Origin of the sequence: Streptomyces sp. NPDC055955 (assembly GCF_042270245.1) — a bacterium.
In the GTDB taxonomy this organism is placed as follows: domain Bacteria; phylum Actinomycetota; class Actinomycetes; order Streptomycetales; family Streptomycetaceae; genus Streptomyces.
The window spans coordinates 115638-132694 of record NZ_JBHJYS010000021.1 but is presented as its reverse complement, the minus strand read 5'-3'; the positions used below and the strand labels follow the sequence as shown (position 1 = coordinate 132694).

The following is a 17057-nucleotide window of genomic DNA, read 5'->3' as shown; positions in this document are numbered from 1 at the left end:
TTGCAAGCAGAAGTCCACCTTGCGCCCAGAAGACTGATGCGGTGTCCCAGGTCACATCTACCTTCCGGCCATGAGCACAGACACCGGCCCCGCCATCGAACTGCGGGGCGCGAGCAAAACCTTCAGGACGCCTTCGGGCGGCCTGCACACCGCGGTCAGGGAGCTCGATCTGACCGTCGCACGCGGCGAGTTCGTGGCCGTCGTCGGCCCCACCGGCTGCGGCAAGTCGACCACTCTGACCCTCGTCAGCGGCCTGGAGGAACCCACCGACGGCGAGGTCCTGGTGGCCGGCCAACCCGTCGAGGGCGTCGGCGACAAGGTCGGATTCGTGTTCCAGCAGGACGCGACGTTCCCCTGGCGAACGGTGCTGTCCAACGTGATGGCGGGCCCGCGCTTCCGCGGCGTACCGAAGGCCGAGGCGAAGGCCAAGGCCCGCGAATGGCTGGCCCGCGTCGGCCTCGCGTCCTTCGAGGACCGCTACCCGCACCAGCTCTCCGGAGGCCAGCGCAAGCGTGTCGCGCTCGCCGCCACGTTCGTCAACGACCCCGAGATCCTGCTCATGGACGAGCCGTTCTCGGCGCTCGACGTGCAGACCAGGGCTCTGATGTCGGACGAGCTCCTGGAGCTGTGGGAGGGCACGGGCGCCTCGGTCGTCTTCGTCACCCACGACCTGGAGGAGTCGATCGCGCTGGCCGACAAGGTGGTCGTCATGACCGCGGGCCCGGCCACCGTGAAGCAGGTCTTCGACATCGATCTGCCGCGCCCCCGCAAGGTCGAATCGGTGCGCCTGCTGCCCGAGTTCATCGACATCTACCGCGAGATCTGGGAATCCCTCGGCGAAGAGGTCCGCATCACGCGCGAGAGAGGTGCCGCCGATGTCGCCTGACACCGTCACCGCCGCGCCCGCCACGGACACCACGAAGCCGGGACGCGCGGTCACCAAGGCCCGCGCCGCCCGCCGGCGCAAGGTGCTGATCGGCAGCGCCCGGGTTCTGCTCCTCGTCGCCGTCCTCGGCCTCTGGGAGGTGCTCGCGCGCGCCGCGATCATCGACCCGTTCAACTTCTCGATGCCGTCGAAGATCTGGGACCAGATCTGGACGTGGGTCACCCACGGCACGGCGCTCGGCTCGCTGGGCGAACAAGTCTGGTACACGCTCTACGAGGCGCTCGTCGGCTGGATCATCGGCGTGATCGCCGGTGTCGTCTTCGGTATCGCGCTCGGGCGCATCACCTTCCTCGCTGACGTCCTCGGCCCGTACATCAAGGTCCTCAACTCCATCCCGAGGATCGTGCTCGCCCCGATCTTCGTGATCTGGTTCGGCCTCGGACCGGCCTCCAAGGTCGCCTCCGCCGTCGTCCTGGTGTTCTTCCCGGTGTTCTTCAACGCCTTCCAGGGAGCCCGCGAGGTCGACCGGAACCTGGTCGCCAACGCGCGCATCCTCGGCGCCAGCGACCGCCGAGTGACGCTTCAGGTCGTCATCCCGTCCGCCACATCATGGATCTTCACCAGCCTCCATGTGAGCTTCGGCTTCGCGCTGATCGGCGCCATCGTCGGCGAGTACATCGGCGCGACCAAGGGTGTCGGCCTGCTCGTCGCGCAGTCGCAGGGCACGTTCAACGCGGCGGGTGTGTACGCGGCGATGGTCATCCTCGCCGTCGTGGCCCTGCTGGCCGAAGGGCTGCTCACCTTCGCCGAGCGCCGCATCTTCCGCTGGAAGCCGACGGATTCGGACAGCTGACGGCTGCCCCTCGGCGCGCGCCATCGGCGATTCCCCGCACCGCTCTCCCCACCCCGCTCCAGTCTCTTCACAAGGACGTGAACCACTATGCGCAAGACCGCGCGGCTCTGTGCCCTCGCAACGACCGGCCTGCTCGCCCTCTCCTCCCTCACGGCGTGCGCCAACGACGCCGCCAGTACGAGTACCGGCTCCGGCAAGAAGGCGGACGGCAAGGGCGAGCACATCAAGATCATGGTCGGCGGCCTGGACAAGGTCATCTACATGCCCGCGATTCTCACGGACCGGCTCGGCTACTTCAAGGATGAGGGTCTGAATGTCCAACTCCTGAGCGAGCCCGCGGGTGTCCAGGCCGAGACGGCGCTCGTCTCCGGCCAGGTCCAGGGAGCCGTCGGCTTCTATGACCACACGCTCGACCTGCAGGTCAAGGGCAAGGCCGTGGAGTCCGTCGTGCAGTTCTCGCGGGCCCCCGGAGAGGTGGAGATCGTCTCCAACAAGGCGTCCGGGGACATCACCTCGCCCAAGGACTTCAAGGGCAAGAAGCTGGGCATCACGGGCCTCGGCTCCTCGACGGACTTCCTCACGAAGTACCTGGCGGTCAAGAACGGCGTCCAGCCGAGCCAGTTCTCGCCGGTGGCGGTCGGCGCGGGCCCGACGTTCGTCTCCGCGCTCCAGAAGGGCGCCATCGACGGAGGCATGACGACCGACCCCACCGTCGCCACGATCCTGGAAAAGAAGCTCGGCAAGGTCCTCGTCGACATGCGGACCCCGGAGGGCTCCCAGGAGGCGCTCGGCGGCCCGTACCCGTCGTCGAGCCTCTACATGCAGACGGACTGGGTCGACAGCCACAAGCCGACGGTCCAGAAGCTCGCCAACGCCTTCGTGAAGACGCTCAAGTGGATGTCCACGCACAGCGCCGACGAGATCGCGGCCAAGATGCCCGCCGACTACTCCCAGGGCGACAAGAAGCTGTACGCCGAGGCGATCAAGGCCACGCTGCCGATGTTCACGACGGACGGCGTGATGCCCAAGAACGGCCCCGAGACTGTTGAGAGTGTGCTCAAGGCGTTCAACCCGAACATCAAGAACGCCAAGGTCGACCTGAGCAAGACGTACACCACCGAGTTCGTGGACAAGGCCGCCGGCTGACCACGTCAACTCCCTGCACGTCGCTCAGGTGCGGGTCGCCCAGACATAACGATGTTCCGGGCGGCCCGCGTCGCCGTACTTGAGGGTCAGGCCGGCCCGGCCGGTGCGTTCCAGGAGCTTCAGATAGCGCTGGGCCGTCTGCCGGCTCAACCCCGTACGGTCCCCGACCTCCTGCGCCGAGAGCGGGCCTTCCGCGTCCATCAGAGCCCTGCGTACGAGCTCCGCCGTGCTGAGGGAGTGCCCCTTCGGGAGGTCCGGCTCCGTGTCCGCGGAGAGGGCGCCGAAGATCCGGTCGACCTGGGCCTGCTCGGCCTCGCCGCCGCCGTCCAGCGTGCGGCGCAGCCCCGCGTACGCCTCCAGCTTGGCGCGCAGCCCCGCGAAAGCGAACGGCTTGACCAGGTACTGCAGCGCCCCGAGCCGCATGGCGGCCTGCACCGTGGAGACGTCACGGGCCGCCGTCACCATGATCACGTCTGTCTGGTGGCCGCGGCGCCGGATCTCCTGAACGGTCGCCAGACCCGTCTCGTCCGGCAGGTAGTGGTCCATGAGGATCAGGTCGATCTGCGGCCGGGCCTCCACCTCACGCAGAGCCTCGGCCGAGCTGTGCGCCTCGGCCACCACGCGGAAGCCCGCCACCTTCTGCACGTAGGCCGCGTTCACGCGCGCGACACGGATGTCGTCGTCCACGACCAGCACTTCGATCATCGCGGGTCCTCCTTCATGGGGGTGGCCACGGCATCGGCGGCGGTGTCGGCCGTGGCGGTCATCGGTGCCTCGGTCGCCTCCGGCGCGAGACCCGGATCCGTGAGCGCCTCGGGCAGGTAGACGGTGAACTCCGCGCCTCCGCCGTCCGGTTCCCCGACGTGCACACCGCCGCCCTGCCGCTCCGCGAGCCGGCGCACCAGGGGCAGGCCGATGCCGCGCTTCCCGTGGGAAGGCAGCTTCTTGGTGGACCACCCGTCCGTGAAGATCAACTCCCGTCGGGCGGCGGGGATGCCGGGCCCTGTGTCGCGCACCCGCAACTCCACCGTGCGGTCGTCAGCCGCCCGTACCTCGACCTCCACGCGCGCGTGGGGGGTGCCCGCGACCGCGTCCACCGCGTTGTCGACCAGATTCCCGACGATCGTGACGAGCCCTCGCGGGTCGATCAACCGGTCGGGAAGGAGCGTCCTGTCGGAGATCCACAAGGCGACTCCGCGCTCCGCCGCCACCGTCGCCTTGCCGACGAGGAGAGCCGCGAGCAGTGGATCGTGCACCTTCTCGGTCACCTGTTCCGCGGTCGCCCTGTGGTCGCCCACCACCTCGCCGACGAACTCGACGGCGTCGTCGAACATCTCCAGTTCGAGCAGGCCGAGCAGCGTGTGCATGCGGTTGGCGTGCTCGTGGTCCTGGGCGCGCAGGGCGTCGATCAGGCCGCGCGTCGAGTCGAGCTCGCGCCCCAGCTGTTCCAGTTCGGTGCGGTCCCGGAGGGTGGCGACGGCGCCTCCGTCGTCCGTGGGCATGCGGTTGGCGATCAGGACGCGCTGGCCGCGGACCGTCACCAGATCCGTGCCCGTGGCCCGGCCCGCCAGCACATCGGTCGTACGCCCCGGGCCCAGTGCGTCGTCGAGCGACCGGCCGATCACCTCGTCGCCGATGCCCAGGAGCCGGTGCGCCTCGTCGTTGAGCAGCCGGATCCGGCCGCTCCGGTCCAGCGCGACGACGCCTTCGCGAATGCCGTGCAACATGGCCTCGCGCTCCGAGAGCAGCCCCGAAATATCGGAGAATGCCAGGTCACGGGTCTGCCGCTGGACCCGGCGCGAGATCAGATAGGCGGCCAGCGCTCCGACGGCCAGGGCGCCGCCCGCGTAGGCGAACAGGCCCGGGATGGCGTGGATGAGCCGCGCCCTGACGCTGTCGTACTCGATGCCCACGGAGACGGCCCCGACGATGTCGCCCTGTGCGTCACGCAGGGGCACCTTCCCGCGCGCGGAGCGGCCCAGGGTGCCGCTGTCGATCCCCATGACCTCGTGGCCCGCGAGCGCCTCGCTGGGGTCCGTGGAGACGATCCTGCCGACCTCGCCCGGATCGGTGTGGGACCAGCGCACGCCTTCCTTGTTCATGATCACTACGTACTCGGCACCACTGGCCCGCCGGATCCGTTCGGCCTCCCGCTGGACGGGGCCGTCGACCGTGGGACGTGAATGCAGCAGGTCCTCGGCGATGCTCGGCTGGGCCGCGGTGGTCTGCGCGATCGCCAGCGCGCGGCGCATCGCCTGATCGTCGAGCTGGTCGCTGAGCGGCGCGAGGAAGAGCCCCGTCGCGAGCACGGCCACCCCGGCGGCGATCGCCACCTGCATCAGCAGCACCTGCGCGAAGACGCGCCGCGGCAGGCCGAAGCGCAGCCGGCGTGTGGGGGGAGTGGGGCTCATACGAAGAACCGTAAAGGGGCGAGCGGGGTACTCCGTAGCGGATGTGGCGGGTATCTCGCGGGCTGGGACGCGCCTCGTCAGGGGTGGTGGGTGCCGCGTGTACGCCGTTGTGGGGCGCGAGCCCGTCGGCTCAGCCCCGCGCGCCGAGGGGCCCTGAGACGGCGGGTGCGATCTCGTCCACCGCGAGGACGTCCATGCGCGCCGGCGTGCCCAGTGCGGCTCCGCAGCTCTCGGGGCGGGGCGGCTGCGAAGCGCTCTGCGCGACCGTGACGCGCCAGCGGCGGCCGTCCGTGTGGACGACGGTGACCTCCCAGAGCGGAGCCAGGGGTCCCGGTGTCGTGCTCTCCGTGCCGACGACGGTAAGCACTCCGGCGTCATCGATCCCGGCCGACGTGCGCACCGCGAGCTCGGCCGCTTGACCGGGCCGCTCCCACGCGGAGTTGCCGCGGCATCCCTCGGTGGTGATCCGGCCGGCCCGTACCGCGTCGAGAGTGTCCTTGACGTGGGCGGCGTCGGCACGGCCGTACGCATAGCCGTAGGGCAGGACGAGCAGCGTGGGGGAGAAGCGGTGGCCGCCGAGGTGGGTGACCTCCCAGATGCCGTCCTGTCCGGACGCGGCGAGGTCGGCGGCGAGTGGCCGGCCCAGGAGGGCGCAGCAGCGGTCGCGCTTGCCGTTGGTGCAGACGAGCGCGAGTGGCGCGCCCTCGTGCGGCGTGCCGAACCCGCGGTGATCACCCGCGCCGAGGGCGGTGAAGTCGAGTGCGAGCAAGTTCTGTGGGGACTCGGTCATGGTGCCGCGCAGCCAGGTGTTTCCCGGGATGGTGTGGGCCACATACACATGGCGCCTCATGGCGGCGTGGAAGTCCGCGTGCCGGCCCGGGCGCCTGATGAGGGCGACGCGTACGCCGGTCCCCTCCGCGGCCGCCTCCAGGGCCCTGCCGAGTTCCGGGTCCAGATGGCTGGACGTCAGCGCCTTCACGCCCCAGGGGCCCGGCTGCTCGATCAGCAGCCAGGTACTCGCGGTGGCGGCGGTCCCCGCGAGAGGCTCGGACAGATCCTGCGAGGCGGTCGTACACGTACTCACGTAGGGGAGCCTAACCTCACTCGGCCTGCAGCGGGGTGTCGGGCGCGGGCAACGGCTGAGGCGGGCGCAGTCCCACGTACTGTCCGCTCGGCCGCATCCGCAGCGGGCGCTCGCTGTACTCCTCCAGCGCGTGCGCGATCCAGCCCGCTGTCCGGGCCACCGCGAAGACGGTCTCACCGGCCTCGGCGGGCATGCCGCACGAGACGGTGAAGACCGCGAGGGCGAGGTCCACATTCGCGTGCAGGTCGGTGTGACGGGCGGTCGTCGCCACGACGTCGCGGGCCGCCGCGAGGGCCGAGTGGGCCTGCGGGATCTCTTCGAGGAGGGCGAACAAGGCATGCGCGCGCGGGTCCTCGCCCTGGTAGAGGCGGTGACCGAGCCCCGGTACGCGACGTCCGGCACGCAGCTCGTCCGCTACCACAGGGGCGGCGCTGCCGCGGTCGAGGACATCGAGGAGCATGCGGTGCGCGATACCGCTGGCGGCGCCGTGGAGTGGTCCCTCCATGACGCCGAGGCCCGCCGAAACAGCCGCGTACGCGTGCGCGCGCGCCGACGCCGCGACCCGGACGGCGAGCGTCGACGCGGCGAGATCGTGGTCGACGAGAAGCCCAAGTGCCGTGTCCAGAGCGCGCAGTGACGGATCGTCGGGTTCGCGTCCCGAGAGGCGGCCCCACAGGCGCTGGGCGAGCGGTCCGCCGTCGCGATGCGTGTGCCGTACGGGTGGCAGGGCGGCGACCAGCGTCGGGATGAGGGTGCGGGCCGTGCCGAGCACGGCCTCTTCGGAGAGGTCGAAGCGCAGCGGGTCGGCGACGGCGGCGGCGACCGCGGCGACCCGCAGGCGGTCGACGGGGCCGCTGTGTTCCGGCAGAGCCCCCACGGCGCGCCGGGCCGCGGCGAGGGACTGCCGGGGGGCTGCGAACCGGACCCCGGGCCGCAGCGTCCCGGTCCACAGCCACTCGGCCACCTCTTCATAGCTGTGGCGCCTGGCGAGCTCGGTCGCGTCGACCCCACGGAAGTAGTAGCGATCCTTGTCGATCAACGTGATGCGGGTGCGTACGGAGAGCTCGCCCGGGGCTGAACCGGCCGCGGGCTCCCGCTTGTTGCGCTGCGCGAGCGCCTCCACCTCGGCCGCATCGAACGTGCTGCCGCGCGAGCCGGCCCCCGCCCGGCGGCTGCTGAGCTGGCCTCGGCTCACGTACGCGTACACGGTCTCGGGCTTCACGCCCAGAAGTTCGGCCGTCTCCTTGGTGCTGAGCCGCCGGGCTTCCCGCGCGGGTGCGGGTTCGTGATCCGTCATGCGCGCCACCGTATATCCGTATCGCTAGTATTGATTCAATCAATATTGACAGCATCGAGTCAAGCATGGACAGTCAAATCAAGTCCAGGGAGGAAACATGCCGATCAACGGGACCACGGCCGCCCCTGTCGACGTACCGCGAGGACTCGCGGGCGTCGTCGTCACCGACACCGAATTGGGTGACGTCAGAGGGCGTGAGGGCTTTTATCACTACCGCCAGTACTCGGCCGTCGAGCTCGCGCAGACCCGCAGCTTCGAGGACGTATGGCACCTGATGATTCACGGCGAGCTGCCTGACGCCGCGCAGTCCGCGGCCTTCACCGCGCGTACGGCCGCCCAGCGTCGGCTGCCCGACGACGTGCGGGCCGCGCTGCCTGTGATCGCCCGTGCCGGAGCACTCTCCGGCCCGCTCGCCGGGCTTCGTAGCGCCCTGTCGCTCTTCGGCGCCTCGCAGGGCTTCCGCCCCGTGTACGACATCGACGACGAGCGGCGGCGCGACGACACCCTGGCTGCCGCGGCGGTCGTGCCGACGCTGCTCACGGCGCTGCACCGACTGGGTGACGGCCTCGAACCGGTCGAACCGCGTGACGACCTGTCGTACGCCGCGAACTACCTCTACATGCTGACGGGTTCGGAGCCGGAGCCCGCTCACGCCCGCGCCATCGAGCAGTACCTGATCTCAACCATTGATCACGGGTTCAATGCGTCAACGTTCACGGCGCGGGTCGTCACGTCGACCGGTGCCGATGTCGTGGCCTGCCTCGTCGGCGCTGTGGGGGCGCTCTCCGGGCCGTTGCACGGCGGTGCCCCGAGCCGCGCACTCGACACGCTCGACGCGATCGGCACGCCCGACCGGATCGACGGATGGATCCGCGAGCGGGTCCTGGCGGGCGAGCGGATCATGGGCTTCGGCCATCCCGTCTACCGCACTGAGGACCCCCGCTCGCGCATGCTGCGGGGCATAGCCGAGGGGTTCGGCGGGCCGATGGTGGAGTTCGCCGTCGAGGTCGAGCGCCATGTGGAAATGATCCTCGCGGAGCTGAAGCCGGGGCGGGAACTTCACACGAACGTGGAGTTCTACGCGGGCGTGGTCATGGAGCTGTGCGGGTTGCCGCGCGCGATGTTCACCCCGACGTTCGCTGCCGCGCGGGTGGTGGGGTGGAGCGCCAACATCCTTGAGCAGGCCCGGGATTCGAAGATCATTCGCCCGGCGGCCCGGTATGTGGGCCCGGCGGCTCCGGCGCCGGTGCCGGTCGTGTCCTGAACGCGCCGGAGCCCGGTCCTTCGTGGGGACCGGGCTCCGAAGCGGAGGGGGCTACGCGTCCGGGATGTCGGCCTTGGCGCGCACCAGCGTCTCGCGGCTGACGATCACGATGCGCTCGTAGTCGGCACGTGCCGCATCGGGCGGAAGCTCCTTGTCGAGCTCCGCGGTGGCCTCTGTCCCGATGACGGCGAAGTTGCCGTCGCTCAGCTCGAATACGTCAGGGCAGTTCGCGCCCGAGGTACTGCCACGGGCGTGCGGGGGCACACCGATGCGGCGCACGATCTTCAAGGGGTACCGGTCCTTAGGTGAGGCTTGCTTTCAGCTGGATGCCGACAGGCTAATGGGGCCGTTGGGGCTTGTGTGTAACGACGCCACTGAATTCCTCAGGGGGCTCGCTCGTGTGAGTGACGTCAACGTGTTGACGGCCGGCGGTCAGAACGTCGGCGGATCGCCGACGACCCACCACTCTTCCGTGTCGGCTTCCTCGAGCTCCTCGAGGAGACGGTCCGCGAGACGGCCGAGCCGGGCCTCGTCAGAGGAGTAGCGCAGAGTCGCCCGATTGTTCCGGCTCGCCCGCCAGTACTCGCGGAAGACAGGGCTCTGGAACAGGTCGCGCAGTCGACCGTACAGATCCTCCTGGCCGATGACGCCTGCCTGATCCAAGTGGAAGAGATTGACGTACCAGGCGTTCGCGAAAAAGAACTGGCGGACCTTCCCCGGCGGGATCTCCGAGTCATACGTGTTGATCACTGCTGCGAGCGAAGGGTCGTCGATCGCCTTCAGCGACAGTTCCCAGTGCACGCGCTGCTGTTGGGCCCGGGCACTCTGCTGGCGTGCCAGTTCTTCCTGCTCCAACTGCTTGATTCGCAGGTGTGCCTCCTCGAGGCGACGTCGCTGCGCCGTGAGCGCGAGTGCGGCTCCCATGAGAGCCGCGGCGGTGAGGAGGGCGGACCCGATCCCCCGTACCCCATTACTCTGTGTGGCCATGTCAACCCCCGGTTCAGGCGACCGTCCGCCGGTCGTCGGGTGCGGGGCGACGGGAAAGGACCGGCGAGCGGTGGGCGGCGCGCTTGCCGCCCCCCAGGGTGCCGAGCGGCTCTGGTCGGCGGGGGGCGGAGAGGAGGCACGCGGAGGGAAGCAGGGTCGCTCGTCCGGGCGCCATGCCTGTCGTGTGCCCAGCCCGCGACGCTAACAATCGTTCACTTCGCGGTGTTTCTACGCGCTCGTATCCTGGGGCGGCATTCATTCGTCGTAAGAACGCCGGTATGCGCGCCTGCGTGCGCGTCGGTGTGAGAGAGGTCGCGCGTTGAGTCAGCCGAGGCAGGAGCTTCCGCAGCAGATCCCGGTCGTCGTCCTCGCCGGGTTCCTGGGCTCCGGCAAGACGACCCTGCTGAACCATCTGCTGCACCATGGCGGTGGCACGCGGATCGGCGCCATCGTCAATGACTTCGGCTCCATCGAGATCGACGCCATGGCCGTCGCCGGGCAACTCGGCGACTCCACCGTCTCCCTCGGTAACGGGTGTCTGTGCTGCGCCGTCGACGCGAGCGAGCTCGACGAGTACCTGGACCGGCTCACCCGGCCGTCGGCCCGCAACGGCATCGATGTGATCGTGATCGAGGCGAGCGGGCTCGCCGAGCCGCAGGAGCTGGTGCGCATGGTGCTGGCCAGCGAGAATCCGCGGATCGTGTACGGCGGTCTGGTGGAAGTCGTCGACGCCGCCGAGTTCGACGCGACGCGGGAGCAGCATCCCGAGCTCGACCGCCATCTGGCCATCGCCGACCTCGCGGTGGTCAACAAGGCCGACCGGATCCCGGACAGTGACCTGGCCCGCGTCCTGCAGCGCGTGCGCGGGCTGGCCGGAGGCGCGGCGGTAGTTCCCGCGACGTACGCGCGCGTGGACCCCGAGTTCCTCTTCGACTGCCGGCCGACGCGCGAGCGGATCGGCCAGCTGTCGTTCGACGACCTCCACCGGCACGACGGACACGGTCCCGACGGCGACGAGCAGCACGACGGCCATCTGCACTCCGCGTACGACAGTGTCTCCGTCGAGTCCGAAGTGCCGCTCGATCCACGCCGGTTGATGGCGTTCCTCGACAGCAGGCCCGAGGGGCTCTACCGCATCAAGGGGTACGTCGACTTCGGGACGGCCGACGCGCGCAACAAGTACACCGTGCACGCCGTCGGTCGGTTCCTGCGGTTCTCGCCGGAGCCCTGGACGTCCGGGGAGTCACGGCTCAGTCGGCTCGTCCTCATCGGGGCCGGGATCGACGCCCCGCGGCTGAGCAAGGAACTGACCGCCTGCGCCCAGGACGCCCCGCACACCTATGCCGACGAGCACAGCATGTGGGGCGTCCTGAGATACGTACAGGAGCCGCAGGACGCGGACTAGGGCCTGTCGTTCGGATCATGCGGGGCTCGCGGGTGCCGGTACCGCGCCGCGCGGCGTTGTCGTCGGTCGCCGACGCTCCGCGTGGGCTCCTTCCGCCGCCTTGCGATGCACGGCGGAGGCACCTGCTCTCTGGTCCGGCCTGATCCGAACGCAAGGCCCTAGGCCGGTCCCGCCACCACCGAGACCGTCTTCGCGAGGGAGACGCCCGAGCCGTCGCGGCGCGGGTCGACCTCGGGCAGCTCGGCCGGGGTGCCGTTCTTCTGCGCCGCACGGGCCGGTGTCGGGCCCGCCCAGCCCAGGCTCAGGCAGTCCTCGCCCTTCAGGAAGCGCTGGCAGCGCACGCCGCCCGTGGCCCGCCCCTTGCGCGGGTACTGGTCGAACGGGGTGAGCTTCGCCGTCGTCTGGACGGAGTCGTCGAGCGTGCCGCGCGATCCCGCCACCGTGAAGACGATCGCGTCCACGGCCGGATCGACGGCGGTGAACGAGATCACCTTGGCGCCGTCGGCCAGCTTGATGCCGGCCATACCGCCCGCGGCCCGGCCCTGCGGACGTACCTGCGAGGCCTGGTAGCGGAGCAATTGTGCGTCGTCCGTGATGAAGACCAGGTCCTCCTCGCCGGTGCGCAGCTCCACCGCGCCGACGATGCGGTCACCGTCCCTGAGGCCGATGACCTCCAACTCGTCCTTGTTCGTCGGGTAGTCGGGCACGACGCGCTTGACCACGCCCTGCTCGGTGCCGATCGCCAGGCCGGGGGACGACTCGTCGAGGGTGGTCAGGCAGACCACCTTCTCGTCCGCCTCCAGCGACGACAGGAACTCCGTGACGGGCGCGCCTCCGGAGAGGTTCGGCGCCGAGGCCGTCTCCGGGAGCTGCGGCAGGTCGATGACATTGAGCCGCAACAGGCGCCCCGCGGAGGTGATCGCGCCGATCTCTCCGCGCGCGGTCGCCGGGACCGCGGAGACGATCACGTCGTGCTTGGTGCGCCGGGCGTCCTCGTCGTCCCCGAAGGGGTCGGCGGTCGCCGTGCGCGCCAGCAGGCCCGTGGACGACAGGAGCACGCGGCACGGGTCGTCGGCGACCTGGAGGGGCACAGCGGCGACCGCCGTGCCCGCCGACTCCAGGAGCACGGTGCGGCGCTCGGTGCCGAACTTCTTCGCCACCGAAGCCAGTTCGGCCGAGACGAGCTTGCGCAGCTCGGCGTCGGAGTCGAGGATCCCGGTCAGCTCGTCGATCTCGCCGTTGAGCCGGTCGCGCTCCGTCTCCAGCTCGATGCGGTCGAACTTGGTGAGGCGGCGCAGCGGCGTGTCCAGGATGTACTGCGTCTGGATCTCGCTGAGAGAGAAGCGCTCCATCAGGCGTTCCTTCGCCTGCGCGGAGTTGTCGCTGGAGCGGATGAGGCGGATGACCTCGTCGATGTCCACCAGCGCGACGAGGAGGCCCTCGACCAGGTGCAGCCGGTCCCGCTTCTTCGCACGGCGGAACTCGCTGCGGCGGCGTACGACCTCGAAGCGGTGGTCGAGATAGACCTCCAGGAGCTCCTTGAGGCCGAGCGTCAGGGGCTGGCCGTCGACCAGTGCCACGTTGTTGATGCCGAAGGACTCCTCCATCGGCGTCAGCTTGTAGAGCTGCTCCAGGACGGCCTCCGGGACGAAGCCGTTCTTGATCTCGATGACCAGGCGCAGGCCGTGCTGGCGGTCGGTGAGGTCCTTGACGTCCGCGATGCCCTGGAGCTTCTTGGAGCCGACCAGGTCCTTGATCTTCGAGATGACCTTCTCGGGGCCCACCGCGAAGGGCAGTTCGGTGACGACGAGGCCCTTGCGGCGCGCCGTCACGTCCTCCACGGAGACCGTGGCGCGAATCTTGAAGGTGCCGCGGCCCGACTCGTAGGCGTCCTTGATGCCGGACAGCCCGACGATCCGGCCGCCGGTCGGCAGGTCGGGGCCCGGGACGAACTTCATGAGCGTCTCGAGGTCGGCGCCCGGGTGCCTGATCAGGTGACGGGCGGCGGCGATGACCTCGCCGAGATTGTGCGGCGGCATGTTCGTCGCCATACCGACGGCGATGCCGGACGCGCCGTTGACCAGGAGGTTCGGGTAGGCGGCCGGCAGGACGGCGGGCTCCTGCTCCTGGCCGTCGTAGTTCGGCCCGAAGTCGACGGTGTTCTCGTCGATCGACTCCGTCATCAGCGACGTCGCGGGGGCCATCCGGCACTCGGTGTACCGCATGGCGGCCGGCGGGTCGTCGTTCCCCAGGGAGCCGAAGTTCCCGTGGCCGTCGACCAGGGGGAGGCGCATCGAGAAGGGCTGGGCGAGCCGCACCAGGGCGTCGTAGATCGACGCGTCTCCGTGCGGGTGCAACTTACCCATGACCTCGCCGACGACGCGGGCGCACTTCACATAGCCCCGGTCGGGGCGCAGGCCCATCTCGTTCATCTGGTAGACGATGCGCCGGTGCACGGGCTTCATGCCGTCACGGGCGTCCGGCAGGGCCCGGGAGTAGATCACCGAGTAGGCGTACTCGAGGAAGGAGCCCTGCATTTCGTCGACAACGTCAATGTCGAGGATCCGCTCCTCGAAGTCGTCGGGAGGCGGGGTCTTCGTGCTGCGGCGGGCCATCGCTGCTGCGGCTCCTTCACAGATGCTGCCGGGGCATGTACGAGAATCTGACGCGCACCATTGTGGACCGCCCCACTGACAACGCCGACCGCGACCCGTCCGTACGGCGTTCGGTGCTCGCTCTCGGCGTACCCAGTGCGGGAACTTCGCCACGCGTCAGAACGCTTGCATACAGTGGCAGAACTGGCAGCACATCTGCAGTTTCCGCGATAGTTCCGCGATCGAAGGGACGTACATGCCCATGGGTCACACGGCCACCGCCGAGGCCGGCTCCGGCGGCCTGACAGCGACCGAGCACCGCCTCGACAACGGGCTGCGCGTGGTCCTCTCCGAGGACCACCTGACCCCGGTCGCAGCCGTCTGCCTCTGGTACGACGTCGGCTCGCGCCACGAGGTCAAGGGCCGCACCGGCCTGGCTCACCTCTTCGAGCACCTGATGTTCCAGGGCTCGAAGCAGGTCCACGGGAACGGGCACTTCGAGCTGGTGCAGGGCGCCGGCGGCTCGCTGAACGGGACGACGAGTTTCGAGCGCACCAACTACTTCGAGACCATGCCGACCCACCAGCTGGAGCTCGCGCTGTGGCTGGAGGCCGACCGGATGGGCTCCCTCCTCGCCGCGCTCGACGAGGAGTCGATGGAGAACCAGCGCGACGTCGTCAAGAACGAGCGCCGCCAGCGCTACGACAACGTTCCGTACGGGACCGCGTTCGAGAAGCTGACCGCCCTCGTGTACCCGGAGGGTCACCCGTACCACCACACGCCCATCGGCTCCATGGCCGACCTGGACGCGGCCACCCTGGAGGACGCGCGGAACTTCTTCCGTACGTACTACGCCCCGAACAACGCCGTCCTCTCGGTCGTCGGGGACATCGACCCCGAGCAGACGCTGGCCTGGGTCGAGAAGTACTTCGGCTCCATCCCGCGCCACGACGGCAAGCAGCCCCCGCGCGACGGCGCCCTGCACGAGCGGATCGGTGAGGGCGTGCGCGAGGTCGTCGAGGAGGAGGTCCCGGCCCGCGCGCTGATGGCCGCCTACCGGCTGCCGCAGGACGGCTCGCGCGCGTGCGACGCGGCCGACCTGGCCCTGACGGTCCTCGGCGGCGGCGAGTCGTCCCGGATCTACAACCGTCTCGTCCGCCGCGACCGGACCGCCGTCGCCGCCGGGTTCGGTCTCCTGAGGCTCGCGGGGGCGCCCTCCGTGGGGTGGCTGGACGTGAAGACGTCCGGCGACGTCGAGGTGCCGGTCATCGAGGAGGCCGTCGACGAGGAGCTCGCGCGGTTCGCCGCCGACGGGCCCACTCCCGAGGAAATGGAGCGCGCCCAGGCCCAGTTGGAGCGTGAGTGGCTCGACCGGCTCGGCACGGTATCGGGCCGCGCCGACGAACTGTGCAGGTTCGCCGTCCTGTTCGGCGACCCGCAGCTCGCCCTGACCGCCGTGAAGCGCGTCCTGGACATCACCGCAGAAGAGGTCCGGGAGGTGGCCGAGGCCTATCTGCGCCCCGACAACCGCGCGGTGCTCGTCTACGAGCCCACGGCCCCCGAAGGGGCCGGCGAGAACGCCGACGAGACCGCCGCCACGACCACGGACGAGACCGCAGACGAGGAGGCCGGCAAGTGACCGAGCTCGCGACCATGGACTTCCACCCGCAGCCCCAGGCCGGCACGGCGCGGCCGTGGGCGTTCCCCGCGCCCGAGCGCGGCACCCTCGACAACGGCCTGACGGTGCTGCGCTGCCATCGTCCGGGCCAGCAGGTCGTCGCCGTCGAGATCAACCTCGAAGCGCCCCTGGACGCCGAGCCCGCCGGGCTCGACGGCGTTGCCACGATCATGGCGAGGGCGTTCTCCGAGGGCACCGACAAGCTCGCGGCCGAGGAGTTCGCCGCCGAGCTGGAGCGCTGCGGTGCCACCCTCGACGCGCACGCCGACCACCCCGGCGTACGGGTCTCTCTGGAGGTCCCCGTCTCCCGCCTGCCGAAGGCGCTCGGCCTGCTCGCCGACGCGCTCAGGGCACCCGCGTTCGCGGACAGCGAGATCGAACGTCTCGTGCGCAACCGGCTCGACGAGATCCCGCACGAGACGGCCAACCCCGGCCGCCGCGCCGCCAAGGAACTCTCGAAGCAGCTCTTCCCGGCCACCGCGCGCATGTCCCGCCCGCGCCAGGGCTCCGAAGAGACCGTCGCGGCCATCGACGCGGCGGCCGTGCGCGCCTTCTACGACCGGCACGTGCGCCCCGCCACGGCCACCGCGGTCGTCGTGGGCGACCTCGCGGGCATCGACCTCGACGGCCTGCTCGCGGACACGCTGGGCGCCTGGACGGGGAACACGACCGAGCCGCGCCCCGTACCGCCCGTGACGGCCGACGACACCGGCCGGGTCGTCATCGTCGACCGGCCGGGCGCGGTGCAGACGCAGATCCTGATCGGCCGCGTAGGAGCGGACAGGCACGACCGGGTGTGGCCGGCGCAGGTGCTCGGCACGTACTGCCTGGGCGGTACCCTCACCTCCCGCCTGGACCGTGTCCTGCGCGAGGAGAAGGGCTACACCTACGGCGTGCGGGCGTTCGGCCAGGTGCTGCGCTCGGCACCGGACGGGACGGGTGCCGCGATGCTCGCCATCAGCGGCTCCGTGGACACGCCGAACACGGGTCCGGCGCTCGACGACCTCTGGAAGGTGCTGCGCACGCTCGCCGCGGAGGGCCTCACCGACGCCGAACGGGACGTGGCCGTACAGAACTTGGTGGGCGTCGCCCCGCTCAAGTTCGAGACCGCCGCTGCCGTCGCCGGGACGCTCGCCGACCAGGTCGAGCAGCACCTGCCGGACGACTTCCAGGCGGAGCTGTACCGGCGGCTCGCCGCGACAGGCACCGTGGAGGCCACCGCGGCCGTCGTGAGCGCCTTCCCGACGGACCGCCTGGTGACGGTGCTCGTCGGTGACGCAGCCCAGATCGAGGAGCCCGTCAGGGCGCTCGGTATCGGAGAGGTGACCGTCGTCACGGGCTGACCGTGACCGGTGTGCAACGAGGGGCCCCGGTGGGCGAGATGACCACCGGGGCCCTTGTATGTCCGAATTGAACCAGTGGTTGCCTGTCTGCCCTGTGGCATGCGCTACA

At 70.2% G+C, this 17057-nt stretch carries 14 protein-coding genes; 7 read left to right on the top strand and 7 right to left on the bottom strand.

Going from position 1 to position 17057, the window contains the following annotated elements; translation table 11 throughout:
- Nucleotides 1-70 precede the first annotated feature (70 nt).
- The 3 genes from ACFC96_RS33990 to ACFC96_RS33980 all read left to right on the top strand — a co-directional run bounded on the left by ACFC96_RS33990 (nt 71) and on the right by ACFC96_RS33980 (nt 2885).
- Nucleotides 71-886 carry an ABC transporter ATP-binding protein gene (locus ACFC96_RS33990; protein WP_116508967.1) on the top strand — a complete coding sequence of 272 codons (816 nt, stop codon included), beginning with the start codon at nt 71-73 and terminating at the stop codon, nt 884-886.
- Nucleotides 876-1739, top strand: coding sequence for an ABC transporter permease (locus ACFC96_RS33985; protein WP_376250806.1), 864 nt, complete (start codon nt 876-878; stop codon nt 1737-1739). Before ACFC96_RS33990 ends, ACFC96_RS33985 begins: the two co-directional genes overlap by 11 nt.
- Nucleotides 1740-1826: 87 nt before the next feature.
- On the top strand, nt 1827-2885 hold the full coding sequence (locus tag ACFC96_RS33980; protein ID WP_376615782.1) for an ABC transporter substrate-binding protein: 1059 nt from the start codon (nt 1827-1829) through the stop codon (nt 2883-2885).
- Between the two features lie 24 nt (nt 2886-2909).
- Here the strand turns inward: ACFC96_RS33980 and ACFC96_RS33975 are convergent, their stop codons facing one another.
- From ACFC96_RS33975 to ACFC96_RS33960, 4 genes are all read right to left on the bottom strand, one after another.
- Nucleotides 2910-3590 carry a response regulator gene (locus ACFC96_RS33975; RefSeq protein ID WP_376250810.1) on the bottom strand — a complete coding sequence of 227 codons (681 nt, stop codon included), beginning with the start codon at nt 3588-3590 and terminating at the stop codon, nt 2910-2912.
- Entirely contained in the window at nt 3587-5296 is a 1710-nt protein-coding gene (locus tag ACFC96_RS33970) for an ATP-binding protein (protein ID WP_376615780.1), read from the bottom strand. Before ACFC96_RS33970 ends, ACFC96_RS33975 begins: the two co-directional genes overlap by 4 nt.
- A gap of 130 nt (nt 5297-5426) precedes the next feature.
- Nucleotides 5427-6380 (bottom strand): sucrase ferredoxin, encoded by a 954-nt coding sequence (locus ACFC96_RS33965; RefSeq protein WP_376615778.1) that lies wholly within the window; start codon nt 6378-6380, stop codon nt 5427-5429.
- Between the two features lie 16 nt (nt 6381-6396).
- The gene (locus ACFC96_RS33960; RefSeq protein WP_376615776.1) at nt 6397-7677 is read right to left on the bottom strand and encodes a citrate synthase; all 1281 of its coding nucleotides are present in this window, start codon (nt 7675-7677) and stop codon (nt 6397-6399) included.
- Between the two features lie 97 nt (nt 7678-7774).
- Between ACFC96_RS33960 and ACFC96_RS33955 the strand changes: the two genes are divergently transcribed.
- On the top strand, nt 7775-8941 hold the full coding sequence (locus tag ACFC96_RS33955; RefSeq protein WP_376615774.1) for a citrate synthase: 1167 nt from the start codon (nt 7775-7777) through the stop codon (nt 8939-8941).
- A 51-nt stretch (nt 8942-8992) separates the two neighbouring features.
- Here the strand turns inward: ACFC96_RS33955 and ACFC96_RS33950 are convergent, their stop codons facing one another.
- Nucleotides 8993-9229 (bottom strand): hypothetical protein, encoded by a 237-nt coding sequence (locus ACFC96_RS33950; protein WP_376615772.1) that lies wholly within the window; start codon nt 9227-9229, stop codon nt 8993-8995.
- A gap of 144 nt (nt 9230-9373) precedes the next feature.
- The gene (locus ACFC96_RS33945; RefSeq protein ID WP_376615770.1) at nt 9374-9928 is read right to left on the bottom strand and encodes a DUF6082 family protein; all 555 of its coding nucleotides are present in this window, start codon (nt 9926-9928) and stop codon (nt 9374-9376) included.
- A gap of 319 nt (nt 9929-10247) precedes the next feature.
- Here ACFC96_RS33945 and ACFC96_RS33940 point away from each other — a divergent pair, with 319 nt between their 5' ends.
- Nucleotides 10248-11333, top strand: a complete 1086-nt coding sequence (locus tag ACFC96_RS33940) for a CobW family GTP-binding protein (RefSeq protein ID WP_376615768.1) — start codon at nt 10248-10250, stop codon at nt 11331-11333.
- A gap of 158 nt (nt 11334-11491) precedes the next feature.
- Here ACFC96_RS33940 and ACFC96_RS33935 read toward each other — a convergent pair whose 3' ends face one another.
- Entirely contained in the window at nt 11492-13948 is a 2457-nt protein-coding gene (locus ACFC96_RS33935; protein ID WP_376615767.1) for a DNA topoisomerase (ATP-hydrolyzing) subunit A, read from the bottom strand.
- A gap of 241 nt (nt 13949-14189) precedes the next feature.
- On the opposite strand from ACFC96_RS33935, the gene ACFC96_RS33930 reads away from it, so the two are divergent.
- The gene (locus ACFC96_RS33930; protein ID WP_376615832.1) at nt 14190-15566 is read left to right on the top strand and encodes a M16 family metallopeptidase; all 1377 of its coding nucleotides are present in this window, start codon (nt 14190-14192) and stop codon (nt 15564-15566) included.
- A complete protein-coding gene (locus tag ACFC96_RS33925; RefSeq protein WP_376250826.1) occupies nt 15563-16948 on the top strand; it encodes a M16 family metallopeptidase in 1386 nt (461 codons plus the stop codon). The genes ACFC96_RS33930 and ACFC96_RS33925 overlap by 4 nt, the downstream gene beginning before the upstream one ends.
- Nucleotides 16949-17057 lie beyond the last annotated feature (109 nt).